At 67.7% G+C, this 23640-nt stretch carries 21 protein-coding genes; 14 read left to right on the forward strand and 7 right to left on the reverse strand.

Annotated elements, in window-relative coordinates; all coding sequences use genetic code 11:
- Window positions 1-42: 42 nt before the first annotated feature.
- Entirely contained in the window at window positions 43-2028 is a 1986-nt protein-coding gene (locus AC1DF3_RS19455; protein ID WP_478140530.1) for a helix-turn-helix domain-containing protein, read from the forward strand.
- Here AC1DF3_RS19455 and AC1DF3_RS19460 read toward each other — a convergent pair.
- Both AC1DF3_RS19460 and AC1DF3_RS19465 read right to left on the reverse strand, forming a co-directional pair.
- Window positions 2025-2801 carry an SDR family oxidoreductase gene (locus AC1DF3_RS19460; protein ID WP_478140531.1) on the reverse strand — a complete coding sequence of 259 codons (777 nt, stop codon included), beginning with the start codon at window positions 2799-2801 and terminating at the stop codon, window positions 2025-2027. The genes AC1DF3_RS19455 and AC1DF3_RS19460 overlap by 4 nt on opposite strands.
- A gap of 34 nt (window positions 2802-2835) precedes the next feature.
- Complete coding sequence (locus AC1DF3_RS19465) at window positions 2836-4080, reverse strand: branched-chain amino acid ABC transporter substrate-binding protein (protein WP_301811464.1); 1245 nt, start codon at window positions 4078-4080, stop codon at window positions 2836-2838.
- Between the two features lie 309 nt (window positions 4081-4389).
- Here AC1DF3_RS19465 and AC1DF3_RS19470 point away from each other — a divergent pair, with 309 nt between their 5' ends.
- Together AC1DF3_RS19470 and AC1DF3_RS19475 are read left to right on the forward strand one after the other, a co-directional pair.
- The gene (locus AC1DF3_RS19470; RefSeq protein ID WP_478140532.1) at window positions 4390-6168 is read left to right on the forward strand and encodes a tannase/feruloyl esterase family alpha/beta hydrolase; all 1779 of its coding nucleotides are present in this window, start codon (window positions 4390-4392) and stop codon (window positions 6166-6168) included.
- A 123-nt stretch (window positions 6169-6291) separates the two neighbouring features.
- Window positions 6292-7395, forward strand: coding sequence for an AraC family transcriptional regulator (locus tag AC1DF3_RS19475; protein ID WP_478140534.1), 1104 nt, complete (start codon window positions 6292-6294; stop codon window positions 7393-7395).
- Window positions 7396-7434: 39 nt separating this feature from the next.
- On the opposite strand, the gene AC1DF3_RS19480 is transcribed toward AC1DF3_RS19475, so the two are convergent.
- From AC1DF3_RS19480 to AC1DF3_RS19490, 3 genes are read right to left on the reverse strand one after another with little or no spacing between them, the layout of a single operon-like run.
- Window positions 7435-8412 carry a Bug family tripartite tricarboxylate transporter substrate binding protein gene (locus AC1DF3_RS19480; protein ID WP_478140535.1) on the reverse strand — a complete coding sequence of 326 codons (978 nt, stop codon included), beginning with the start codon at window positions 8410-8412 and terminating at the stop codon, window positions 7435-7437.
- 37 nt (window positions 8413-8449) lie between these two features.
- Complete coding sequence (locus AC1DF3_RS19485) at window positions 8450-9703, reverse strand: DUF1254 domain-containing protein (protein WP_478140536.1); 1254 nt, start codon at window positions 9701-9703, stop codon at window positions 8450-8452.
- The gene (locus AC1DF3_RS19490) at window positions 9700-10908 is read right to left on the reverse strand and encodes a CaiB/BaiF CoA transferase family protein (RefSeq protein ID WP_478140537.1); all 1209 of its coding nucleotides are present in this window, start codon (window positions 10906-10908) and stop codon (window positions 9700-9702) included. The genes AC1DF3_RS19485 and AC1DF3_RS19490 overlap by 4 nt, the downstream gene beginning before the upstream one ends.
- A gap of 90 nt (window positions 10909-10998) precedes the next feature.
- Between AC1DF3_RS19490 and AC1DF3_RS19495 the strand changes: the two genes are divergently transcribed.
- Window positions 10999-12141 (forward strand): LysR family transcriptional regulator, encoded by a 1143-nt coding sequence (locus tag AC1DF3_RS19495; RefSeq protein ID WP_478140539.1) that lies wholly within the window; start codon window positions 10999-11001, stop codon window positions 12139-12141.
- Window positions 12142-12157: 16 nt separating this feature from the next.
- Here the strand turns inward: AC1DF3_RS19495 and AC1DF3_RS19500 are convergent, their stop codons facing one another.
- Window positions 12158-13108 (reverse strand): LysR family transcriptional regulator, encoded by a 951-nt coding sequence (locus AC1DF3_RS19500; RefSeq protein ID WP_478140540.1) that lies wholly within the window; start codon window positions 13106-13108, stop codon window positions 12158-12160.
- A gap of 44 nt (window positions 13109-13152) precedes the next feature.
- Here AC1DF3_RS19500 and AC1DF3_RS19505 point away from each other — a divergent pair, with 44 nt between their 5' ends.
- From AC1DF3_RS19505 to AC1DF3_RS19535, 7 genes are all read left to right on the forward strand, one after another.
- Entirely contained in the window at window positions 13153-14154 is a 1002-nt protein-coding gene (locus AC1DF3_RS19505; RefSeq protein ID WP_436411598.1) for a tripartite tricarboxylate transporter substrate binding protein, read from the forward strand.
- 7 nt (window positions 14155-14161) lie between these two features.
- Window positions 14162-15775 (forward strand): FAD-dependent monooxygenase, encoded by a 1614-nt coding sequence (locus AC1DF3_RS19510; protein WP_478140541.1) that lies wholly within the window; start codon window positions 14162-14164, stop codon window positions 15773-15775.
- Window positions 15776-15905: 130 nt separating this feature from the next.
- Window positions 15906-16712: an alpha/beta fold hydrolase gene (locus tag AC1DF3_RS19515; RefSeq protein ID WP_478140542.1), complete on the forward strand. Its 807-nt coding sequence runs from the start codon at window positions 15906-15908 to the stop codon at window positions 16710-16712.
- 6 nt (window positions 16713-16718) lie between these two features.
- Window positions 16719-17846 (forward strand): PAS domain-containing sensor histidine kinase, encoded by a 1128-nt coding sequence (locus AC1DF3_RS19520; RefSeq protein ID WP_478140543.1) that lies wholly within the window; start codon window positions 16719-16721, stop codon window positions 17844-17846.
- A gap of 129 nt (window positions 17847-17975) precedes the next feature.
- A complete protein-coding gene (locus tag AC1DF3_RS19525; protein WP_301811416.1) occupies window positions 17976-18245 on the forward strand; it encodes a hypothetical protein in 270 nt (89 codons plus the stop codon).
- Between the two features lie 13 nt (window positions 18246-18258).
- Window positions 18259-19275: a L,D-transpeptidase family protein gene (locus AC1DF3_RS19530; protein ID WP_478140544.1), complete on the forward strand. Its 1017-nt coding sequence runs from the start codon at window positions 18259-18261 to the stop codon at window positions 19273-19275.
- Between the two features lie 19 nt (window positions 19276-19294).
- Window positions 19295-19831, forward strand: coding sequence for a M23 family metallopeptidase (locus AC1DF3_RS19535; protein WP_478140545.1), 537 nt, complete (start codon window positions 19295-19297; stop codon window positions 19829-19831).
- 34 nt (window positions 19832-19865) lie between these two features.
- Here AC1DF3_RS19535 and AC1DF3_RS19540 read toward each other — a convergent pair whose 3' ends face one another.
- Window positions 19866-20789 carry a LysR family transcriptional regulator gene (locus AC1DF3_RS19540; RefSeq protein WP_286530812.1) on the reverse strand — a complete coding sequence of 308 codons (924 nt, stop codon included), beginning with the start codon at window positions 20787-20789 and terminating at the stop codon, window positions 19866-19868.
- Between the two features lie 232 nt (window positions 20790-21021).
- Here AC1DF3_RS19540 and AC1DF3_RS19545 point away from each other — a divergent pair, with 232 nt between their 5' ends.
- The 3 genes from AC1DF3_RS19545 to AC1DF3_RS19555 are packed head-to-tail and all read left to right on the forward strand — an operon-like array spanning window position 21022 to window position 23627.
- Complete coding sequence (locus AC1DF3_RS19545) at window positions 21022-21768, forward strand: cysteine hydrolase family protein (RefSeq protein WP_478140546.1); 747 nt, start codon at window positions 21022-21024, stop codon at window positions 21766-21768.
- 2 nt (window positions 21769-21770) lie between these two features.
- Window positions 21771-22814: an ABC transporter substrate-binding protein gene (locus AC1DF3_RS19550; RefSeq protein WP_478140547.1), complete on the forward strand. Its 1044-nt coding sequence runs from the start codon at window positions 21771-21773 to the stop codon at window positions 22812-22814.
- A 21-nt stretch (window positions 22815-22835) separates the two neighbouring features.
- Window positions 22836-23627, forward strand: a complete 792-nt coding sequence (locus AC1DF3_RS19555; RefSeq protein WP_478140548.1) for an SDR family NAD(P)-dependent oxidoreductase — start codon at window positions 22836-22838, stop codon at window positions 23625-23627.
- Window positions 23628-23640 lie beyond the last annotated feature (13 nt).

Here is a 23640-nt window from a genome sequence, read left to right on the forward strand (position 1 = left end):
GGACAGCATCTCCCCGACGGCACGAGAACGCGAGACAGCACGATGAGAACCAATGAAGAGGAGACCGGCGAGCAGATCGCCTTGCAGCTGGTTCGCCTGCTGCACCAGGGGACGCCCAGCGACGAATTCGCGCAATGCATGGCCGAGGTCGATGCATTGCCCGCCAGCCGGCCCGGCAAGTCCAACCTGGTCGAGGCGGTGCGCATGGCGATGGCCGTGCGCAACCGCCTCGAACTGCTCCAGCAACGCGAAAGCGGCATGCTGGCCGTGATCGAGTCGGCGCAGGAACTCTCGAGCCGGCTCGACCTCGCCAGCCTCCTCGGCGCCATCGTGGCGCGCGCCCGAAAGCTGCTCGGCTCCGACCTGGCGTGGCTGTCGGTGCACGATCCCGCGCGCGACGAATTCCGCGTGCTGGTGGCGCAGGGTGCCATCTCGCCGCGGGTGTCCGACATGGTGACGCTGCGCGATCGCGGTGTCGCAGGCGTGGTCATGTCCACGCACCTGCCCTTCACCACGGCGGACTACCTGCACGACACGCGCTTCACGCATGATGCCGGGCTGGACGAGATCTTCCGGGAAGACGGCATCGCCGCCCTCGTCGGCGTGCCGCTGATCTGGGAGGGCGGGGTCATCGGCCTGCTGTTCGTGGCCGACCGCTACCACCGCGTCCACACCACGCAGAGTCTGTCCATCCTCTGCACCCTGGCCACCCACGGTGCGGTCGCGCTCAAGAACGCACGCGACTTCGAGGCGGTGCGCGCAGCGCTGGACAAGGCCGATGCGACCCGCGCCGAACTGGAGCGGCACCTGCGCGGCATCCAGGCCGCCGCGGACGCACACGAGCAGATGACCTCGCTGCTGGCCCGCGGCGCATCGCTGTCCACGCTGTGCCAGTCGGTGGCGCAACTGCTCGGTGGCAGCCTGGTGGTGCTGGACGAGGCGGCGCAGGTGATCAGCCAGGGTGCCGCGACAAGTTATGCAGGCCTCGGCGCACAAGGCTACGAGCCGCACGGCGGGCGCAGCGCAGAGCTGGTGAACGCCTTGCGGTCGAGCCGCCAGGCGGGCCGTTCCGTCCAGGCCTTCGAGGTGGACGGTGAATGCTGCCGCGTGATGCCGGTCATCGGCGGCGACGACGTGCTGGGTTCGATCGCGCTCTTCCATCGAGGCGCACTCGAAGAGGTCGCGGTGCGCACCTTCGAGCGCAGCTCCAGCGTGATCGGCATCGTGCTGCTGTCGCAGGAACGGATGGAAGCCGCCAAGAGCCGCAATGTCTCGGCGCTGCTGCGCACGCTGGTGTCGCCGCGCCAGGACGAATGGGCCGTGCTGGTCAACCGCGCCGAAAGCCTGGGTCTCGATCTGTCACAGCCGCTGACCCTCCTGCTCGTCGAGATGGAGGGACCCGGCGCCGGCTACGCGGCGCGCTATTTCCGCGCCATGGCGTCGATGGAGCGGACGCTGATCGACGAGATCGACGGCATGCTGGTCATCGTCTGCGGCGCACCGCGGGCCCTTGACCTGCGACAGGAATTTTCGGCCTGGGCGCGCCGCAATGCGGGCGCGATGCATCGCGGCGTGCTCTCCCGGCCGGCAGCGTCGCCGGCCGAGCTCCCTCAGCTCTATGCCACGCTCAGGCGCGCCCTGGGCGTGCTGGGACGGCTGGGCATCCAGGGCCAGGTGATCGGCCAGAACGAGCTGGCGCTCTACTCGGCGCTGTTCGAGACGCACGACCAGGCGAGCCTGTCGCATTTTCTCGAGGCAACCATCGGCCCCCTGATCTCGCACGACCGCAAGAAGAACGCCCAGCTGGCGTCCACGCTGCTGCACTACTTCGACGGCAACCAGAACGCCAAGACCACTGCGCAGCGCCTGGGCATCCACGTGAACACGGTGCGTCAACGGCTCGCCACCATCGAGGACATGCTGGGACATTGGGGCAACGCCGCGCGGGCGCTGGAGATCCACATGGCACTGCGCCTGTGGAGCCTGATGCGCCAGCCTGAAGCCCCGCCCGCGGCCGACATAGCCTAGCGCCGCCCGAACTCCTTCCCCCCGAGGTAGAGCCGGTTGAACACCGGTGAGATCACCAGCTCGTTCACGCAGACATGCGGCGGCAATTCGGCGATGAAGCGGATGGTGCGCCCCAGGTCCTCTTCCTGCAGCATGCGCGCCATGTCCTCGTCGCTCGGCGCCACGGGGCGCGACTTGAGGATCGGCGTCGCCACTTCGCCCGGGCACAGGGCCGTGGCGCGCAAGCCATTGACGCCCTCTTCGATGTTGAACGAATGGCTGAGCGCGATCATGCCGGCCTTGCTCGCGGTATAGGCCGGGCCCGTCAGGTGCGTCAGGTGCCAGCCGACGAACGAGGCGACGTTGATCACGGTGCCACGCCCGAGCGAGCGCATGCCGTGGATGACCGCCAGCGTGCAATAGGTCGCGCCATGGAGATTGACGGCCATCACCTTGTCGAAGGTCTCGCCGTCCGTGTCGCCCCAGTAGCGCTTGGGAAAGTTGATGCCGGCGCTGTTGACCAGGATGCTCACCGGGCCGTGCGCCGCGTGGACAGCCTGGGCCACCCGCTGAACCGATTCCCTGTCGGCGACGTCCATCGGCATCGCGCTGACGGCATCGGCATCGACGCCGTCGCGCCGCGCCGTGGCCAGAGCGGCCTCCAGCTTGGCCGGGTCGCGACCCGATATCACGACACGGCAGCCCGCACGTGCCAGTTCGATGGCACCGGCAAGGCCGATGCCGCTGCCACCACCGGTGATCCAGGCGAGCTGGCCTTCGAGAGATGAGGACATGGTTGGTCTCCGTTGGGTGCCAAGGGTACCGGACTCAGCCCGGACGCTGCATCTTGCAGCTCGCCTGCGCAGGCACCGAGATCGCCTCGGCGCTGAACACCTTCACCGGCTTGAACCCCATGTCGGTTCCGTCGGCCTTGTACTTCGCGTCCTTGGACACCACCGACACCACCAGCGGCATCTGCACCTGGTGGTCGGCCGCGCGCATGCTCATTTCGCCCATGGGCGTCATGAACTTGCCGGTTTCCAGCGCCTTGGCGAAGGCGTTGACGTCGAGCGCGCCGCCGACGGGCCTGGTGCGCTTGAGGGCATCGGTCACCATGTCGAGGCCGAACACCGTCTGCGGCTCGACGAACACCGGCGCGTGACCGATCTTCGCGGTGTAGTCGGCCACGAAGCGCTCGCCAGCCGCGCCGGCGGCTTCCGGATTGAAGGCATGGACCACGAAGTTGCCGATCGCCAGATCTCCCGCGTTGCTGACGTTGCCGGGCTGGTCGAGGTAGACCGTGCCGAAGCGAGCCTTGAGGCCGGTGGCCTTGGCCGCCTTCATCATCAGCAGCAAGTCGTTCGACCAGTTGCCGGTCATCACGGTCTCGGCACCAGAGGCGCTGATCTTGGACACGTAGGGTGCAAAGTCCTGGATCTTGTTGACGTCGTGCAGCGTCTTGTCCACCACCTGGTAGCCTCCGGCGCCCGCGTTGTCGACGATGGCCTGCTCCATGTCCTGGCCCCAGGAATAGTTCTGGTTGATGGAATAGACCTTGGTGCCCAGCGCCTTGGCTTCCTTCATGGCCTGCACCAGGGCCTTGGCACGGATCTGGGCGTTGCCCGCGAAGCGGAAGTGATAGAAGTTGCACTTCTCGCCGGTGAGTTCGAGCGCCTCGGCACCGACGTTGATGTAGACCACCTCCTTGCCGGGGTTGCGCAGGTTGTACTTGCGCACGTCCTCGGTGATCTGGCCACCGATCGCGGACGACGAACCCTGCACGATGATCTGCACGCCGTCGGCGACCGCCGCCTTGAGCTTCTCGGACGCGCCGGCCGGGCCGCCCTGGTTGTCGTATTCGATCAGTTGCACCGGCTCGCCGTTCCAGCCGCCCGACGCGTTGAACTTGTCGATGGCATAGCGCACGCCTGCGCGGTAGGCCTGGCCCGAAGAAGCCTGCGGACCGGACAGCGTCTCGACCATGCCGATCTTCACCGGCGCGGCTTGGGCCGCCGCGGCGAGCAACAGGGAAGCCGGCAGCGCGGCGCGGACAAGTTGGCGAACGACCGTCATGGGTTTTGTCTCCTTCATTGGTGATGCGAGGGAAGTCTCCGCAAACCGCGCGGTGCGCCCTATGTGTCGCACGCACACATTTGCAGGCCCCTCGATGTCATCGACTCGCCGGTCGATAGGGGCGCGCGAAGCGCCGCCCCGGTGGCGCGCGCACGCCCCTCGAAAACCCGACCTGGGGCTTTCCCGCGCTGTCCGCAAATGACTCCTGGCGTTCCGCGCACGACCTTTCGGGCCGCCACGCCGAGCATCAACATCGGCCGCCAAGGCGCTGGGTGTGGTCGCCGACCACGGCGCCCCATCCAACGAAACATGGAGACTCCAGTGAATCAACGACATCTGTTCCTGCTCGGCTGCCTGAGCGCCGTGACGCTTTCGGCCTGCGGCGGCGGAGGCAGCGGCGGTACGGGCTTGCTGGCCGCGCCCACTTCGACCCCCGTGGCGGCCACGCCCGCATCCCCCCCGGCCTCGCCGCCCGCCGCGCCCACGCCCAAGGCATGCGCTGAGCTGGTCGGGATGGCGATCCCCGCCTCGGCCATTGCGCTGCCCACCACCGGCGGCAAGGTGACCGCGGCGACCGTCACCGCGGCGACCGGCACCGGCGCCGCGGCGCTGCCGGAGTACTGCAATGTGCTCGGCAGCATCGCACCGGTGGATCCCAACGCGCCCAGCATCAACTTCCGCCTTGCGCTGCCCACCACCTGGAACAAGAAGGTGGTCATGTTCGGCGGCGGCGGCTTCGACGGCACGCTCCCCAACGTCGCAGGCAACGTGCCCGCGGGCCCGGCCGACCAGCCTGCGCCCCTCGGCCGCGGCTACGCCACTGTCGCCAGCGACTCCGGCCACCAGGCCAACGCCGCCGGTTCGCTGGACGGGCAGTTCCAGCTCAACGACGAGGCCTTCCGCAATTTCGGCGGCCACGCGCTCAAGAAGACCCGCGATGCCGCCATCTATCTGATCCAGGCCCGCTACGCGGCCGGCGCGCCGGTGAAGTCGTACTTCGCCGGCGGCTCGACCGGCGGCCGCGAGGCCGTGTCCGTGGCGCAGCGCTGGCCGCAAGACTGGGACGGCATCATTGCCTGGTACCCGGCATGGAACCAGCTCTCGGCGATGCTCGGCGGCCACCGCATGAGCCGCGCCCTGGCCCAGCCGGGCGCCTACCCGAACACGCCCAAGCGGGCGCTCTTGCGCCAGGCGGTGCTGGAGGCCTGCGACACACTGGACGGCGTCGCCGACGGCCTGGTCAGCAACCAGCTGCGGTGCAACAGCACCTTCGATCCCTCGGTGGCCACGGTGAACGGCGCGCCGCTGCGTTGTGCCAACGGTGCCGACACAGGCGACACCTGCCTTTCGGACGCGCAGATCGCCGCGCTCAAGACCATCAACACCGCGACCAGTTTCAACTTCTTCCTCGCCAGCGGCTCCGCCGGGTACCCGGGCTACAACGTCTGGGGTGCGGACCTGGGCATCACCAGCAACCCCTCGCCGCTGCAGCCGACCGTGACCTTCCTGAACTTCGGCACCGAGCAGCCGGCGATGCCCGTGCCGGCCGGTGCGCCCTACATCACCAAGCAACTCGACCAGACGATCAAGTACGGCGTCACGCGCGACCTCCAGTTCGATTCCCTGTCCCTCGACCCCGAGAACCCGGGCCCTTGGGGCGCCCGCCTCAGCGAATTGAGCACGATGCTCGACGTCAGCAGCGACCTGTCGGCGTTCGCGGCACGGGGCGGGAAGCTGCTGCTGGCGCACGGCCTGTCGGACGTGCTGGTGAGCACCCGCGCCACCGAGCAGTTCTACCAGCGCCTGCAGGCGCAGTTGGGACCGAACTACGTCGACAGCTTCGCGCGCTACTACGAAGTCGCGGGCTACGGCCATGCGGTCAGCACCGTGTTCAACGCGACCTGGGACTCGCTGACGGCGCTGGAGCAATGGGCAGAGAACGGCACCGCGCCCAAGGCGCAGGTGACCACCGACACGGCAGGGGTGCCGGGCCGCAAGCGGCCGCTGTGCGACTACCCCGCGTGGCCCAAATACAAGGGCACGGGCGACGTGAACGCCGCCGAATCCTTCACTTGCGCCACGTTCTGATCCGGGGGGCCCTTGGTGTGCTCACATCGTTGCGCCCCGATCTATGTGACATGACGACATAGGCGCGGCGCACATCGCGCCGGAGACTGCAGCCAGGATCGATGGCCCTGGCGAGTCCGACGCATGTCACAACGGATCACGCCCCCCTGGGGGCGGCACTACCCTCCATACCAAATCACCGCCCTGGTCCGGCTGCTCCAGCGAAAGGACGTCCCGGCAGGCGCGGTACTGGCCGGCACCGGGCTGGACGCTGCGGCGCTGGACGACGTCGCTTGCCGCACCTCGGTCCTGCAGCACCTCGCGGTCTGGCGCAACGCACTGGCGCTCGGGGCCGTGCCGGGCCTGTCGTTCGAGCTGGGTCGCGGCCTGCATTTGCCCGACCATGGCACCTACGGCCTGATGCTGCTGTCCTGTGAATCGGTGGACGACTACTTTCGCCGGGCCGAGACCTACCAGGGGCTGGTGGCCAACGCCCTCGCCCTGGAGGCCCGCATCGACGGGGGTGATGCACTCTGGGTGCTTGGCGACGGCGGAGACCGCGAGCTGCCCGACGGCCTGCGCATCTTCGTGCTCGAGCAGCAGTTCGCCCAGCTCGTCACCCAGCTGCACGACCTGCTGGGGCCCGAAGTCCGGCCCACCTTGGCGCGCTTCGCGTATCCCGCGCCGGCACATCGGGCGATGTACGCCGAGCAGCTGCAGTGCCCCTGCGTATTCGGCTGGCATCGCAACGAGCTTCACCTCGGCGGCGAGGTGCTGTCGATGCGCCCGCGACTGGCCAACGCCTTCACCGCCGCCGTGCTCCAGTCGGCCTGCGAGGGGCTGCTGGCTGAGGTCGAGGAATCTCCCGGCTTCGCGGGAAAGGTCTACCAGGCCCTGCGCCTGCTGCCTGATCCGGGAGCCGGCATGAAGGCGATGGCCTCGACGTTCAAGATGAACGAGCGCACGCTTCGGCGACGCCTCGCTCGCGAGGGCACCTCCTTCTCGAACATTGCCGACCAGGTCCGCCACAGCGTGGCGACCCAGCACCTGCAGCGGCCGGATGCCAGTGTCGAGCAGATCGCCCTGATCACCGGCTTCTCGGACTCGGCCAACTTCAGGCGCGCCTTCCTGCGCTGGACCGGGATGACACCGGCGCAGTTCCGACGGCAGCATCAGGAGCGCCGCGCGCATTCGCATCCGTGGACCCTGCGTGGCGAGAACGCCTCGGTCTCGCTCGCCGCACCGTGAGGCGCGTGCGGCACGCGTTGGGCGCCGCCACGCGATCCATCACTCGACCGTGATGTTCGCGGACTTGATGATCTGCGCCCACTTGCGGGTCTCGCTGGCGATGAAGGCACTGAATTCGGCCGCGGTGCCGCCGCGCAACTGAAGTCCCACGGCCTCGGCCTTGCGGCGAACCTCGACGTCGCCCACCGCCGCGTTGATCCCGGCATTCAGTCGCTCGACGATGCTCGCCGGTGTTCCGGCCGGCGCGAGCATGCCGTACCAGCCATAGCCCACCACGGACGGCAGCCCCTGCTCCCGCAGGGTCGGCGCCTGCGGGTAGAGCGGCGTGCGCTCTTCCGTCGCGACACCCAGCACCCGCAACTTGCCGGCCTGGATGTGGGGAACCGCGGTCGAGATGGCGGTTAAGGTGGCGTCGATCCGCCCCGCAAGAAGCTCGGTGTAGGCCGGCGCATCGCCGCGGTACTGCACCACGATGCCTTTGACACCGGCACTGCGCAACAGGAGTTCGGCCGTCAGGTGCGGCGCGGAGCCGGCGCCGGGCGAGCCGAAGGTCACTCCCTTGGGATCGGCCTTCGCGTACTTAATGAACTCGGCCAGCGATTTGTACGGCGCCTCGGCATTGACCACCAGGAACAGCGGCGCGATGGCCGTGCTCGCGATGGAAGTGAAGCTCTTGTGCACGTCATACGGCAAGTCCTTGTAGAGGGCTTCTCCGATCGCGATCGGTGCCGCCGCATGGAGCAGCGTGTAGCCATCCGGAGGCGCCTTGGCCACATACTCGTTGGCAATGCGTGTCCCGGCACCGGACTTGTTCTCGACCACGATGCTCTGGCCAAGACCTCGTGAAAGGAAGTCGCCAAGCACGCGCGTCAGGATGTCGTTCGACCCCCCGGCGCCGTAAGGAGAGACCATGCGGATCGGCCGTGCGGGCCATCCCTGCGCATGGCCCGATGCGCTCCAGGGCAGTGTCAGGCCGGCAGCGGCCGCTGCAAGAAGCTGTCTGCGGTTCATTGTCATTCCTGCTTGTCTCCGTTGATTAGATTTCTCGACAGTGTCAGACCGGCCGGACCGGCGGATAGTCGAATCGAAGTTCCAGGTGGTCGGCATGCGGTTGATAGAGGCGCAGCACGATGTAGAACGGTTCATCCTTCGGCGCCGGAAGCCAATTGACGCCTGGGCCCGGATCCTCGGCCTGCAGGCGGATCGCAAGGCTGCCGTCGGCGTCGTGGCGCAAGCCCGGCGTGCGATCGCCGATCGAATACCGGTGGATGGGATTGGCGACGAAGAGGCAGTCGCTGCGGCGGTACATCGTGAGCGACCAGAAGGCGCCCACTTTCGGTCCCTTGCCCGACTCGAATCGCAACTCATATCGCCGCGATCCATCCAGCGGCGCGCCCTGCGCGTCCACTTCCGCGGTGGGATACATCGCCTCCTCGATACCCAGGGCGCCGATGAAGTTGCGAGCGATGCGGGCGCGCGCCAGGTAGTCGTCGCCCCAGTGGGTTCTTACCACCACCGGGATCGCCCACCCGCCGCCCAGGTCGCGAGGGTGGTTGCCTGTTCGCAGCCGGTCGTACACCGCCGGCAGGGACGCCGCGAGGTCGGCTTGCGCAGGCGGCCACGCCAGGTGTTCTCCCGGAAGAGGTGGATTGCGGCGGAGCGCAGCGTCCAGGACCGACAGATACAGGTCGGCGGAGGGGATGCGGGTATCCCGCCCGTCGATCCATGTGTCCACCGCCATGGCCGCGTCGCTGCCATCCGGGCGAACGAGCCGCATCAAGGATTGCGACTCGCGAACACGCGCAGCATCCTCGCCGTCGTCCTCCACCAGATGGCGGCCTATGAGCCACACGTCATCGCCCGGGGCGGCAATCGTCAGCGTCACGTCCGCCGGGACGGCGCCGCGCCAGCCGGGCCCGTGCACCATCGTGCGCTGGGGCCTGCCGCCGGTCGTCCTGCGGCCCACGTAGGCAAACGGATTCGTCCATGCATCCAGCAAGCCCAGGGTCCAGTAGCGGTCGCCCATGTCGGGCGTCTCGATGATGACCGGTCCCTCTGAGAGGTCCAGCCAGGCGTTGCTGTAGACCGTGTCGTTGTTGGGGCTCACGACCTCCCTGTCCTCGGGCCCGAGACGACGGTGCGTGTGAGTGAACTGGTTGACCCATCGCACGGTGGAGCCCGGGTTCGGCGCCGCGAAGCCGAAGGCGGGATGGCGACGCGCGGTCGTCGCCGCGCGCATCCGCATCATTTCGAACAGCGGCAGCGACTGGACGACGGCTTCGTCGCAGGCCTGCTCCTGCGGCGTCATGCCACCACCCCGGCGCTGCGAAATGCGTCGATGTCATGGCCCGTGAATCCGAGTCCACCCAGGAGCCGATCCGTGTCGGCGCCGCAGGCCGGCGCGGCATGCGGCACGGCGCGCGGTGAATCGCCCAGGCGGTAAGGCAGCGCCAGCGCCGGGTAGCCCTGCCCCGTCGTGCCAAGTGCATCGACCAGGATTCCACTGGCCTGGACGTCCTTGCTCTGCAGCACCTGCCGGTAGCTGCGGACGGACCCGACAACGATCTGGTGGCGGCTCAGCAGCGCCACGCATTCCTCGCTGGTGAAGGGCGAGAGGCATTCGCGCAGCACGATGCGGAGCTCGGCGCGATGCTGCACCCGGAGGGCGTTGGTCCGGAATCGAGGGTCCGTCGCGAGCGACTCGCGTCCCATCGCTCCGCAAAAGCGCGTCCAATGCTCGTCCGCATAGGCGGACAGGACGATGTGCCCGTCCCGCGTCGGCACGACCTCCGCAGCGGGCGCATTGTTCGGCTGGCCATCGCCGATGCGCGTGGGCTCGGGCGCACCTCCGAGATAGTCGCACCACGTGGTTGCCTGCAGATGCATGGCCACCTCGAGCAGCGATGTCCTCAGCGTCTCGCCGGCACCCGTCCGCTCGCGGCCGTAGAGTGCCGCGAGCACGGCCTGCGCACCGAGATGCGCCGCAGCGGCGTCGATGATCGGAACGCCCACCTTCTGCGGCAGCCGGTCCGGCTCGCCCGTGACGGACATCAGGCCGCTCTCCGCCTGTGCGGCGATGTCGTAGCCGGGCCGCTCGCTCGAAGGCCCCAGGTCCCCGAACCCTGAGATCGACAGGTAGATGACCCTGGGGAAGCGCTCGCGCACCGCCACCGGTCCCAGGCCCAGCGCGTCGACCGCACCAGGGCGCAGGTTCTGGATGACGACGTCGCTGTCGCCGATCAGGCGCCACGCGATGTCCCGGCCGGCATCGCTCTTCAGGTTGAGCGCGATGGATTGCTTGCCGCGGCTGTAGGCGCGGATCATCGACTCGCCATAGCGGCCGATGTGCCTGGCCTGGTCACCGGCCAGCGGCTCGATCTTGATCACCTGCGCGCCCAGTTCGGCCAGCACCATGGCGGCGCCGGGCCCGGCGATGTACTGCCCCATGTCGATCACCCGCACATTCTCGAGCGGGGCGGCGGGTTCGGAGGTCTCTTTGGATCTGGTGTTCATTGGGCGCGACGTTATCGCCTTCCGCGATTCTTGAAAATTCGATAATCGTGAGGGAGTGATCACGATTCGATATAGCCCGGAGCAGCCGAAATGGATACAAAGACCGCCCGCCTCGTGCGCACGCTGCGACTGAGACACCTCGAACTTCTTGTCGCGCTCTCCGAGACCGCCACGATGCGCGGTGCGGCGGCGCGATTGCATCTGAGCCAGCCCGCGATCAGCAAGATGCTGGGCGAGGTCGAAAGCTGCTTCGGGGCCAGGCTGTTCGAACGCAGCCACCAGGGGATCCATGCGAATGCACTGGGCGTCAGCGCGGCATTCAGGGCGAGAGCGGTACTGAACGAGCTGGCCCGCGCAACCGAAGACGTCGACGCATTGCAGAGCGGCGTCACGGCGGTTCTGCGTGTGGGGGCCCCGTCGGTGACTGCGGCCGTTCCAGCGGCCATCGTCAGGCTGCGGGAGCGAATGCCCGGCGTCGCGGTGCAGCTGAGGGAGGGCCGCGTCCAGGAGCTCATCCATCGACTGCTGCAAGGAGAACTGGACTGCGTCTTTGGCGCCATCACGCCCGAGCTGCTCTCGAGCGACATGGTTCCCTTGCTGGAGCCTGCTGTGCTGCTGAAGGACGCGCTGTGTGTGCTGGCTTCCGCTTCGAACGGGAGCATCGCCGCACGAAGCTATCAATGGGCCGAGCTGCAAGCCGCAAAAGTGGGTGCTGCCGCCCAGGGAGACGCTGGTCCGACAGGCTTTCATGACGGCCTTTCTCAACAGCGGCGTGACGCCGCCCGTGCCGGTGATCGAGGCCATGTCGTCGGTGACGATCGGCACGGTGCTTCGCCAGGATGCCTCGCTGCTGTGCGCGGTACGGCTGGAGCATGCGGTGGACGAGATCGCCAGGGGCGGAGCGCGAAGGCTCGATGTCTCGCCCTCGATCGACCTTCCATCGTTCGGCCTTTTCTTCCGGCGGGATGGGATGGAGAGGCCGTTGGTCCTGACGGAGTTCGCCGACGCCATACGCCACGTGAGCCAGGTCGCCGCGCCGAAGAGACGGGCGGCAAGACGCCGGCTCGAGGTCAATTCAGCGGGAACTGCCTGATCAGGCCATCGAGGAACTTCTGCTCATCCTCGACCGCGGCGGCGAAGTCGCGGGTGGAGCCGAACACGGGCTCGGCGCACATCGGCATCACCGCGCTTCGTACGCGCGCCTGTTCTGCCGAGCTGGTGCTCGACCTTTAGGGCGTGTGAACCTGCCCTACCCCGGCAACCGTGCCGCGGCCTCCTTCAGCGCCCGGGCAAAGGCAAGTGCCGCATGCTTCGGCTGCGCGCCACGCCGCGACACCACGAACAGTTCGAGGTGAACCACGGGCTCGCGCAACATCGCCACGCCGAGGCCCTGCCCCAGGCACTCTTCCATCGCGAACGAGGGAACGATGGCGTGGCCGCGTCCGGCCCGAACCATCCCGATGATGGTCCCGATCAAGTTCATCCGCGGCCGCTCCTCGTGCGCGCGGCCCAGCCGGGCCAGGTGCTTCTCGATCACCACTTGAATCGGATTGTCGGTCGGCAGGCTGACGAGCGGCAAGCCCGCGATGCTGCTCCAGGGCTGGCTGGGCGCAAGGCCGCCCGAGTCGGCTCCTGGCGGGCTGACGCGCATCAGCCTGAACTTGCACAAGGGCTGGCGCAGCAGGCCGACAGCGGGCTTGACGAAGAAGCCCAGGCCGATGTCCGCCTCGCCGTCCAGCACCCGCTGGCGGACGACGCTCACGTCGACGTCCGCCAGGTCGACACTCACCTGCCGATGGCTGTCGGCGAACGCGCGAATCACCTCCGGCAGCAGGCTGGCCGACACCATGGGCGTGGCCGCCACCTGGAGCCGAGAACGTACCGCCGCCTCGGATCCCCCCACCACGGCGCTCAGGGCAAGCAGTTCGGCGACGATGCGCTCGGCCACGGGTTGCAGCCGCCGGCCGGCGCCGGTCAGGGTCACGGACCGCGTCGTTCGATCGAAAAGCCGCGCGCCGACCTGCTCTTCCAGTTCCTTGACCAGCATGCTCATGCCCGAAGGCGAGAGATGAACCTGCTCGGCGGCCTTGGCAAAGCTCTGGAGCCGCGCTATTTCAAGGAACGCGTGCAGCTGACGGCTGCTCACATTGATCAATTTTGTTGACGAATTCATCAGAATATTCCGTTTGATCAATGTCAAAGGTACCGCTTTAATTGTCACCCAACTCCCAAAGAGACATCGCCGTGAACACTTCCAGGACTTTGCAGCCGTCGCCCTCATTCCGGCACCGCCGCCGCATTCTGCTCGGCGGGCTCGCCGCGCTGGCAGCCCCCTTTGCCCGTGCCCAAGGCTCGGCGGACGCTCCCGTTCGCCTGATCGTTCCTTTCACGCCCGGCACCGGCATCGACCTGATCGCGCGCCAGATCGCCCCCGGCCTTTCCGAACGCCTCAAGCGCCCCTTCTTCGTCGAGAACAGGCCCGGAGCCTCCGGCAACATCGGCACGCAGGAGGTCGTTCGCGCGACACCGGACGGCACCACGCTGCTCGTGAGCGTCAACACGCTCGTCATGAACATGGCCCTCTATCCCAAGCTGGGATTCAATCCGGTGACCGATCTCGCGCCGGTCAGCCAGACGAGTTGGGGTCAACTGCTCCTGGTCGCGTATCCGGGGACGAAGATCGACTCCCTGCAGGATCTGATCGCACGCGCCAAGGCAAAGCCGGGCGCCCTGAACTACGGCTCGCCCGGTGCAGGCACGCCGCACCACCTGGCCATGGAACTGCTCAAGAACCGGGCCGGGGTGTCCCTGACGCACATCAGCTATCGCGGCACCGCGCCGGCCGTCACGGACCTGCTGGGCGGCCAGATCGACGTCATGTTCCTGCCGATCCATGTCGCCCTGCAGCACGTCAAGGCGGGCAAGCTCAAGGCGCTTGCGATCAGCTCCGACAAGCCGAGCCCGTTGCTCCCGGAGGTGCCGCCGCTCAGCGTTCTCAAGCTCGGGAACATGAACGTCGACATGTGGTACGGCGTCCTGGCACCCGCGGGCACGCCGCGCCCGTACATCGAGCGCCTGAACAAGGAGTTGCGCGAGATCCTGGCGCAGCCGGCCATCGCCAAGGCCTTCGAGACCCAGGGCATGACGCCTGCCCACAGCACGCCCGAGGCGTTTCAGCAAATGCTGGCGACAGACGCCAAGCGCTGGGCCGACCTGATCAAGGCCCAAGGCATCACCGCGGAGTAGGCAGAGCATGAACAAGGAATCAGCCATCTCGGCGCAATTCGATGCCGAGGTCGTCATCGTCGGCGGAGGTCCCGTGGGCATGGGCCTCGCCATCGAGTTGGGCCAGCGCGGCGTTCGCACCGTCGTCGTCGAACGCTATCCGCAGCCCCAACCCATCCCCAAGGGCCAGAACCTCACCCAGCGCACGATGGAGCACTTCCACTTCTGGGGGGCGGAAAAGCAACTGCGCGCCGCGCGCACCATTCCACCGTCGTACGGGATCGGCGGCCTGACCGCCTACGGCACGCTGCTCGGGCCTCACAGCTACGACTGGCTGCAGCGCGACCTGGTCAAGCCTTATTACTTCACGTCCAACGAAAGGCTTCCGCAGTACGCCACCGAGGCGGTGCTGCGACGACGCGTCGCCGAACTTCCCTCGGTCCAGACCCTGTACGGCTGGGACGCGGAAGCAGTGACTCAGGACGCCAGTGGCGTGTCGATCACGATCGGCGAGCGCGAAGGAAGCGGCCGGCGCGTCTTGAGGTCCGCCTACGCCATCGGTTCGGATGGGGCCCGCTCGCTCGTGAGGGAGCATGCCGGCATCACGCAGACGCGCACCGACCACGACCGCATGATGGTGCTGCTGGTCTTCAAGTCGCACGAATTGCACAGGCTGCTCGAGTGCTACCCGGGCAAGTCCTACTACAACGTGCTGCAGCCGGCGCTGAAGGGCTACTGGAAATTCTTCGGTCGCGTCGATCTGGGCAGCACCTGGTTCTTTCACGCGCCGGTGCCTCCAGGTACCACCAAGGACAACTTCGATTTCGCGGCATACCTTCGCGAGGCCGTCGGAGCGGATTTCGACGTCGAGTTCGAGCACATCGGTTTCTGGGACCTGCGCTTCATGCTGGCCGACAGCTATCGCGAGGGCCGCATCTTCGTTGCAGGCGATGCGGCCCACAGCCACCCGCCCTATGGCGGCTACGGCGTGAACTCCGGGCTGGAGGACGCGCGAAACCTGGGCTGGAAGCTCGCCGCGACGCTGCAGGGCTGGGGTGGCGAAGGCCTGCTCGACTCCTACGATGCCGAGCGGCGCCCCGTGTTCGGCTCGACGATCCGCGACTTCATCGCCAAGTCGATCGATGCCGACCGGGAGTTCCTGGACGCATACGATCCGGCCCGCGACCAGGCGGCGTTCGATGCCGCCTGGCAAGCGCGCGCCCAGGGCGCAGTCGGCGAGGTGCACGCCTTCGAGCCCCACTACGAAGGCTCGACCGTGGTATGCGGGAGCGAAGGCCGAGTGAGCAGCGCGAAGGGGTCCCACCGCTTCGATGCCCGCGCGGGGCACCACCTGGCACCCGCCGCACAGGCGTCCGGCAAGAACATCTACGACGAGCTCGGCGCCGGATTCACGCTCCTGGTGATGGGCGGGCCGGCTTCGGCGGTCGAGGCGTTCCGCGAAGCGGCGCTCGACCTGTCGCTGCCCCTGTCGATCGTGATGGCGGAGAGCAGCGACGAAACCGCCCGCTACGCGGCCAAGCTGGTGCTGGTGCGCCCGGACCAATTCGTCGCCTGGGCAGCCGACGCGGCATCACCCGACGACGCGCGGCGCGTGCTGGCCGTGGCGTCGGGCCAGGGGTAGAGCCGGGGCGGGCTTGCTGTCCTGCGGGCGATCCGATGCTTCTTGGGCCAGCCTGCCGAAAGGGGGCAAAATGGCTGTTTGCGGGCGACTCAGCCCCGCACGCGCCATCGGGACCCGCCCGACCCTCCCAATGAACATCCGCCACCGCAACAACGTACAGATCCAGGGCAGCGGTCCCGCGACCATGATCTTTGCGCATGGCTTCGGCTGCGACCAGAACATGTGGCGCTTCATGGCCCCCCATTTCGCCGAACGCTACCGCGTGGTCACCTTCGATCTGGTGGGGGCAGGCAACTCCGACCCGAGCGCCTACGAGGTGACGAAGTACGCCAGCCTGCAAGGCTACGCGGACGATGTCCTGGAGATCACGCGCGACGTGGCGCTCGGACCGGTCTTTTTCGTCGGCCATTCGGTGAGCGCGATGATCGGCATGCTGGCCGACCTGCAGTCGCCTGGCACTTTCGCGGCCCACATGATGATCGGCCCGTCGCCCTGCTACATCAACGACGGCGACTATGTCGGCGGCTTCACGCGCGAGGACATCGATTCGCTGCTGGACACGCTGGAGAGCAACTATCTCGGCTGGGCCGGCAGCATGGCGCCGGCGATCATGGGCGTGCCCGAGCGGCCCGAACTCGGCGAGGAGCTCACGGCCAGCTTCTGCCGCACCGACCCGGACATCGCCAAGCGATTCGCCAAGGCGACCTTCCTGTCGGACAACCGGCAGGACGTGGCCAGGCTCCAGACGCCCACGCTCGTGATCCAGTCGTCGGAAGACCTCATCGCACCCGTCGCCGTGGGCGAATACATGCACAGGACCTTGCCGCACAGCACGCTCCGGATCGTCGACAACACCGGCCATTGCCCGCACCTGAGTGCGCCGGGCGCGAGTTGCGACGCGATCGACGAGTTTCTGCGCGCGCTCGGCCAGCGCTAGCCGCCGATGACCCTCCAGGTCCCGAGCGCGAGCGACCTCTTCGACGAGGCCCCCTGCGGCCTGCTGGTCACCGCGCTGGACGGCACCATCCTGAAGGTGAACACGACCTTCTGCACCTGGGTCGGAATGCCGCGCGAAGACCTCGTCGGTGCGAAGCGCGTGCAGGACCTGTTCACGATGGGTGGCCGCATCTTCCATCAGACCCACTGGGCGCCGACCCTGCAGATGCAAGGCTCCGTGGCCGAAGTGAAGTTCGAGGTGCGGCACCGCGACGGGCACGGCATTCCGATGATCCTCAACGCGCGGCGCCGCAAGCGGGCGGAAGGCGACTTCGACGAGATCGCCGCCTTCGTGGCAGAAGACCGCAACCGCTACGAGCGCGAGCTGATGAACGCACGGAAAAAGGCCGACAGCCTGCTCGCGGCGGAACTCGATGCACAGAACCTGCTGAGGGACCGGGCGCTGTTCGCCGAGCAGATGGTCGGCATCGTGAGCCATGACCTGCGCAACCCGCTGTCGGCCATCCTCATGGGCGTGCAACTCCTGGGGCGGACCGAAAACGAGCGCCGGACCCGGGTGCTGGGCCACGTGCGCGATTCTGCCGAGCGCGCGCAGCGCCTGATCGAGGAACTGCTTGACTTCACGCAGGCGCGGATCGGCGCCGGTCTGAGCGTGAAGCGCCAGCGCATCGACCTCCACCAGGTCACCGCGCGCACGCTGGACGAACTGATGCTCGCCTTCCCCGACCGCGTCATCGCACATGAGGCGCAGGGCGAGGCGCAATGCATCGCCGACGCCGACAGGCTGGCCCAGCTGATCGGCAATCTGGTCAGCAACGCGGCGACCTACGGCCGCAGCGGCACGCCGATCGTGGTGCGATCGGCCATCGACACCGGCACGGCCTTGGTGGCGGTCCACAACGAAGGCGACCCTATTCCCTCCGGCATGCTCGCCAACGTCTTCGAGCCCATGGTGCGCGGCGCCACGAGCAGCAACACCGTGCGCAGCGTCGGCCTGGGGTTGTTCATCGTCAGGGAGATCGCGAAGGCGCATGGCGGAGAGATGGCGGTCGCGTCCTCGGCGGCGGAGGGAACCACCTTCACCCTGCGCTTTCCGGCGCAGGCGCAACGCTGATCGGCGAACGTCCGGCCAAGGACGGACCACATCGCGTGAGTCCACACGCCTCCGCGATCATGCGGCGCGGTCTTACAGGCCAACGATGCGTGCGATTCAGAATGGGCGGAACAACTCAGAGGACACCCCATGAAAGCCATTGCATCCATCGCTATCGCCATCGGCACCATCATGACGCTCGCCGCCTGCGACGTGAAGAAGACGGCTGACGGGAACATCACGGTGCCGAAGTACGAAAAGACGAAAGAGGGCGACGTGACGCTTCCCAAGTACGACGTGACCACTCCCGACGTGAAAGTGACGAAGGAAGAGAAGACCATCACGGTCCCGACGGTGAAGACAGAGGAAAAGGTGATCGAGGTTCCCAAGGTCTCGGTGACCCCTGCCAAGGACAAGTAGTCCGGCACGTCCCATGACCGCTTCTCCACGCCGATCCTTTCTCCTCGCCGCCGCCTGCCTCGGCATGGTCGCCGCCGGCGCCGCTCCCTGGCGCGCCAACGCCGCCACCCCGACCACGGGTGCCGCCGCACTCGACCGGCTCAATGCAGCCGACGAGACGCCATTGCTCTCGCAAGGTTCGCGGGGCGCGGCCGTGATGCGGGCGCAGATCCTGCTCGACCGCGCCTGGTTCTCGCCCGGCGAGATCGACGGCGGCTACGGTGCCAACATGCGCCGCGTCGTCGCGGCCTACCAGCGCTCGTTCGGCCTCGCCGAGAGCGGCAAGGTCGACGCCGCGACCTGGGCCGCGCTCAAGGCCGACAGCGCGCCGCTGTTCACCACCCATGTGCTGACCGACAAGGATGTCGCGGGTCCCTACGCACCGACGCCGAAGGAGATGGCGGATCGTGCCAAGCTCAAGTCGATGGGCTACGAGAACCTGCGCGAGGCCCTCTCGGAGAAGTACCACATGTCGCCGAAGGCCCTGGCCGAACTGAACCGCACAGCGAAATTCCAGGCCGGCGACGAGATCGTGGTCGTCAACATCACCGGCGCGGCCGATGCCGGCGTGGTCAAGGCCGCCAAGTCGATCGAGATCGACAAGAGCGAACACATGCTGTTCGTGCTCGACGGCACGGGCAAACCGCTGGCCGGCTTTCCGATCAGCATCGGCGGACCTCTCGACCCGCTGCCCCTGGGAAGGATGAAGATCATCAACGAGGTGAAGGACCCGACCTTCACCTACGATCCGTCGATCCTCAAGAACGCGCCGGCCGACGCGGTGAAAGTCGACGTCGCTGCCGGCCCGAACAACCCGATCGGCAATGTGTGGATGGGCCTGTCGAAGCCCCACTGGGGCATCCATGGCACGCCGGCGCCCGATCGCGTCGGCCACGAGGAAACCAATGGCTGCATCCACCTGACCAATTGGGATGCGGCCCGCCTGTCCCAGCTGGCGAAAGCCGGCTTCGCGGTCGAGGTCAAGGCCTGAGAGGGCGGCTGCCGTGCACGTGGCCCGCGTTCGACTGGCGGTGGCTTGCGCCTGTCTCGTGGCGTGCTGCGGCGCGCTCGCGCAATCCGCCGGCGAGCGCATCGGGCCGGCGCTTCTCGCCGCCCGTTCGTTGCAGTTCCCGGTCGACGGCATCCGTCCCGAGACGGTGCGCGACACCTTCGAGGACGGCCGTCCCGGCCATCGCCACGAGGCGCTCGACATCATGGCCCCGCTCGGTACGCCGGTGCGCGCCGTGGACGATGGCAAGCTGGTCAAGCTGTTCGACAGCAAGCCGGGCGGGCTCACCATCTACCAGTTCGACCCCGCAGGGCAATTGGCCTATTACTACGCGCACCTCGACCGATACGCCGACGGCCTGCACGAGGGCATGCAGCTGCGGCGCGGCGACCTGATCGGCTATGTGGGCACGACCGGAAACGCTGCAACCGTCGCGCCTCACCTCCATTTCGCGGTCTTCATGCTCGGGCCTGAAAGGCAATGGTGGAAGGGCGAAGCGGTGAACCCGCACAGCGCCTTGATGCGGGCGTCCCGATGAGCCGGTGGGAGGCCGGCCGCGATCCAGGACGGGTTCAGCGCGCCGCGGGCGGCTCGCCACCTCCCAGACTCCCCAATCTCTTCCTCAGGAACTCCGCAAACGCATAGGCAATCACCGGAAGCTGTCGACCCCGCAGGCTCGCCAGCACCATCTCGCCCCTCGGAAACCCTCGATCCTCGATATCGCGCGCGACGATGTCGCGGTCGTCCCAGGCCGCGCCGATGGCCATCTGGAACGAGATCGACCGCCGGTCGTCCAGGCAGCCTCGCAAGAACTCGAAGCTGTTGCTTTCCACCATGGCATTGAGGCGGGTCGAGCTGCGCGCCAGGAAGCGTTCCAGCAGCTGGCGCCCCCCGGTGTCGCGGTTCGGCAGCACCACCGGGTACTCGGCGCAGTCGCGCAGGCGCAGTGACGACGCGCTGCCGGCGGCGAGCGGATGCCTCGCATGCAGGATCGCCATGAGCTTCTGCTCGACCACGATCGCGCGCTGGATGTCGGCCTCCGGCGCCAGGTTGAACACCAGGGCCAGGTCGGTCTCGAAGCTGCGCAGCGCGCGTGCGGCCTGCACGTGGTCCCCGATGTGGACGTCGAAGGCGACCAGCGGATGCGCCTTGCGGAACTCGCCGATCACACCCGGCAGGAACTTCGGCGCCAGCGCCTGGCTCGCCACCAGGCGCACGCTGCCGCGCCGCAGGCCTTGCAGCTCCTCGATTTCCGAGCGCACCCGCTCCAGGTCGGCGGCGCGGCCGCGGATGTAGCGCACGAAGAGTTCGCCGGCCGCCGTCAGCCGCATGCCGCGCGGCAGGCGCTCGAAGACCGGCGTGCCGAGCTCGTCCTCGATGTCCTGGATGCGGCGGTTCACGGCGGAGGGTGCCACGTGCAGCCGCTCGGCCGCCTGGCGGATCGAGCCCGCGCGGGCCACTTCATCGACGTAGCGCAGAAGACGCAAATGGTTCATGCGGCCCGTCTTGCAACCTTCATGCCTTCGATGGCCGTTGCCGTTTCGGCAACGCAGCGAACGCGATAAAGCGTCGTGGTGGCGCACTCCCGGGCACGTCGCGTGCATGACATCGGGCATGAAAGCCCCTCCGCGTCCCCCACGCCCCAGATTGGCGCCCAGCTTGCCTCCTTCGAGGGCGTCGTTCGGCCCTGCCGCGCACAACGCCTGGCATTTGCAGGATGACAACCGCGTGAGCTTCGTGCGCAAGGCACGCAAGCCGCGGCCGCTGCTGATCGCCGACGCCGCGCCGCAGGCCGTCGAGATCGACCTGGCGCGCACCGCGCTGCTGGTCGTCGACATGCAGAACGACTTCTGCCACGCCGAAGGCTGGTTCGCTCAGAAGGGCCTGGGCACCCAGGCCGCGCGCAAGCCGATCCCGGTGCTGCAAGCGCTGTTGCCGGCCTGGCGCGATGCGGGCGGCGCGGTGGTGTGGCTCAACTGGGGCATCCGCGCCGACAAGCGCAACCTCGCCCCCACGGTCCAGTTCAAGGGCAAGCGCACGGCCGATGGCGTGGGCTATGCCGAGCACTCGCCGCTCGACCATGGGCCCTCGCTGGTGCAGGGCTCGTGGGGCGCGCAAGTCATCGACGAGCTGACCGTGGCGCCATCCGACATCAGCGTGCACAAGCATCGCCTGAGCGGTTTCTGGGACAACGAACTCGACACGCTGCTGCGCCAGCAGGGCATCACGACGCTGCTGTTCACCGGCATCAACACCGACCGCTGCGTGTTCTCGACCTTGCAGGACGCCAACTTCCTCGGCTACGACTGCGTGCTGCTGCAGGACGCCTGCAGCACGCCGTCGCCGGCCTACGTGACCAAGGGCGTGCTCTACATCGTGCAGTTGCTGCACGGCTTCGTCGCCAGTGCCGCGACGTTGCTCGACGCGCTTCGAGTCGCTTCTTCCACCTCTTCTCCCAGAACCAAGGAGTCTTGAGCATGAAATTCCCTCTCCCGCACGCCCTGCTGTCCGCCTGCGGCCTCGCACTCGCGCTCGCTCTGGCCGCGCAGCCGGCCTTGGCGCAAGTGCCGATCAAGTTGGTGCTGAACTGGAAATACGAAGGCCCGCAGGCGTGGTTCTTCCTGGCGCAGGACAAGGGCTACTTCAAGGACGAAGGGCTCGACGTCACCATCGACCAGGGCGAAGGCTCGGCCGCCTCGATCCCGAAGGTGGCCGCGGGCGCCTACCAGGCCGGCTTCGGCGACATCAATGCGCTGGTCGACCTCGCGTCCCGGCGCCCCGCCGACGCCCCGGTGGGCGTCTACATGCTCTACAACACGCCGCCGTTCGCGCTCGTGGTGAAGAGCGACAGCCCGATCCGGACGCCGAAGGACCTCGAAGGCAAGACGGTGGGCGGCCCGGCCAACGACGGCGCACTCAAGCTGTTTCCGGCCTTCGCGAAGATCGCCGGGATCGACGCCGCCAAGGTCAACGTCACGAACATGGCGCCCAACCTGCGCGAGCAGATGCTCTCGCGCGGCCAGATCGACGCCGGCTTCGGCTACGTCACCACCGTCAGCTTCAGCGCCAAGGGCATGGGGCTCGATCCGGCGAAGGACCTGCGCTTCATCCGCTACGGCGACTACGGCATGGACCTCTATGCCAACACGGTGTTCTTCTCGAAGCGCTTCGTGAAGGAGAACCCGAAGGCCGTGGCCGGCTTCGTGAAGGCGCTCAACCGCGCGGTGAAGGAAGTCATCGCGAACCCGGATGCCGGCGTCGACCATGCGATCCAGCGCGAGCCCCTGCTCAAGCGCGAGGTCGAGAAGGACAAGCTGCTCGCCACGCTGAAGAACGACATGAGCCACCCCGAGATCGCGCGCATCGGCCTCGGTGACGTCGACGACGCGCGGCTGAAGAAAGACATCGCGATCGTCGTCGAAGCCAACGCGCTGCCGCGCACGCCCGAGCCGGGCGAGATCTTCGACCGCAGCTTCCTGCCGGCACGCGCCGATCGCCCTTCCGCCACCACCACCCACTGACCCCGCACAGGAGACCCCGACATGGACTTGCAACTGAAAGACAAGGTGACCCTCATCACCGGCCCCGCCAAGGGCATGGGCGCCGCCGTGACGCTCGCCTTCGCGCGCGAAGGCGCCAGGCTGGTGCTGGCCGGGCGCGACACCGCCGCCATCGAACCCGTGGCCGCCGAGGCGCGTGCGCTCGGCGTGCAGGCCATCGTGGTGCCCTGCGACCTGACCGTGGCCGCGCAGACCGAGGCGCTGGCCGCGCACGCGCTCGAGGCCTTCGGCCGTGTGGACGTGCTGGTCAACGTGGCCGGCGGCTCGGGCCCGATCGGAAAGACCGGCTGGGAAACGACCACCGAAGAGTTCAACGAGATCGTGCAGCTCAACATGACCGGCTGCTTCAACACCATCCACGCCATCCTGCCGTCGATGATCGCCCGCCGCAGCGGCAAGATCGTCAACGTCGGCGGCACCTTCGGCCTGCGCGGGCGCGCCGGCCGGCTGGCCTACTCGGCCTCGAAGTGGGGCCTGCGCGGCATCACCAAGAGCTTTGCGCTCGAAGCCGGCCCCTTCAACATCAACGTCAACAACGTCGCGCCCGGCATGGTGGACGGCCCGCGCTTTCGCGAGAAGGTGTGCGCCAACATGGCCGAGAAGCTGGGCATCACGCTCGAAGAAGCCATGACGCGCCATGCCGCCGACTACGCCTTGAAGCGCGTCTCCACAGACGCCGACATCGCCAACGCCTGCCTGTTCATGGCGAGCGAGGTGTCGCGCCAGATCACCGGCGTCGACCTGCCCGTCGACGGCGGCTGGGCCGCACTCTGAACGCGCGAGGACA

It is taken from the genome of Variovorax sp. 10N432 (genome assembly GCF_056394465.1).

What these genes read in the sequence shown, in the direction of transcription:
- AC1DF3_RS19555 (WP_478140548.1), top strand. Translation starts at nt 22,836, where the DNA reads ATGGACTTGCAACTGAAAGACAAGGTGACCCTCATCACCGGCCCCGCC.
- AC1DF3_RS19475 (WP_478140534.1), top strand. Translation starts at nt 6,292, where the DNA reads ATGTCACAACGGATCACGCCCCCCTGGGGGCGGCACTACCCTCCATAC.
- AC1DF3_RS19550 (WP_478140547.1), top strand. Translation starts at nt 21,771, where the DNA reads ATGAAATTCCCTCTCCCGCACGCCCTGCTGTCCGCCTGCGGCCTCGCA.
- AC1DF3_RS19515 (WP_478140542.1), top strand. Translation starts at nt 15,906, where the DNA reads ATGAACATCCGCCACCGCAACAACGTACAGATCCAGGGCAGCGGTCCC.
- AC1DF3_RS19525 (WP_301811416.1), top strand. Translation starts at nt 17,976, where the DNA reads ATGAAAGCCATTGCATCCATCGCTATCGCCATCGGCACCATCATGACG.
- AC1DF3_RS19520 (WP_478140543.1), top strand. Translation starts at nt 16,719, where the DNA reads ATGACCCTCCAGGTCCCGAGCGCGAGCGACCTCTTCGACGAGGCCCCC.
- AC1DF3_RS19490 (WP_478140537.1), bottom strand. Translation starts at nt 10,908, where the DNA reads ATGAACACCAGATCCAAAGAGACCTCCGAACCCGCCGCCCCGCTCGAG.
- AC1DF3_RS19480 (WP_478140535.1), bottom strand. Translation starts at nt 8,412, where the DNA reads ATGACAATGAACCGCAGACAGCTTCTTGCAGCGGCCGCTGCCGGCCTG.
- AC1DF3_RS19530 (WP_478140544.1), top strand. Translation starts at nt 18,259, where the DNA reads ATGACCGCTTCTCCACGCCGATCCTTTCTCCTCGCCGCCGCCTGCCTC.
- AC1DF3_RS19540 (WP_286530812.1), bottom strand. Translation starts at nt 20,789, where the DNA reads ATGAACCATTTGCGTCTTCTGCGCTACGTCGATGAAGTGGCCCGCGCG.
- AC1DF3_RS19465 (WP_301811464.1), bottom strand. Translation starts at nt 4,080, where the DNA reads ATGACGGTCGTTCGCCAACTTGTCCGCGCCGCGCTGCCGGCTTCCCTG.
- AC1DF3_RS19495 (WP_478140539.1), top strand. Translation starts at nt 10,999, where the DNA reads ATGGATACAAAGACCGCCCGCCTCGTGCGCACGCTGCGACTGAGACAC.
- AC1DF3_RS19485 (WP_478140536.1), bottom strand. Translation starts at nt 9,703, where the DNA reads ATGACGCCGCAGGAGCAGGCCTGCGACGAAGCCGTCGTCCAGTCGCTG.
- AC1DF3_RS19460 (WP_478140531.1), bottom strand. Translation starts at nt 2,801, where the DNA reads ATGTCCTCATCTCTCGAAGGCCAGCTCGCCTGGATCACCGGTGGTGGC.
- AC1DF3_RS19510 (WP_478140541.1), top strand. Translation starts at nt 14,162, where the DNA reads ATGAACAAGGAATCAGCCATCTCGGCGCAATTCGATGCCGAGGTCGTC.
- AC1DF3_RS19455 (WP_478140530.1), top strand. Translation starts at nt 43, where the DNA reads ATGAGAACCAATGAAGAGGAGACCGGCGAGCAGATCGCCTTGCAGCTG.
- AC1DF3_RS19470 (WP_478140532.1), top strand. Translation starts at nt 4,390, where the DNA reads ATGGAGACTCCAGTGAATCAACGACATCTGTTCCTGCTCGGCTGCCTG.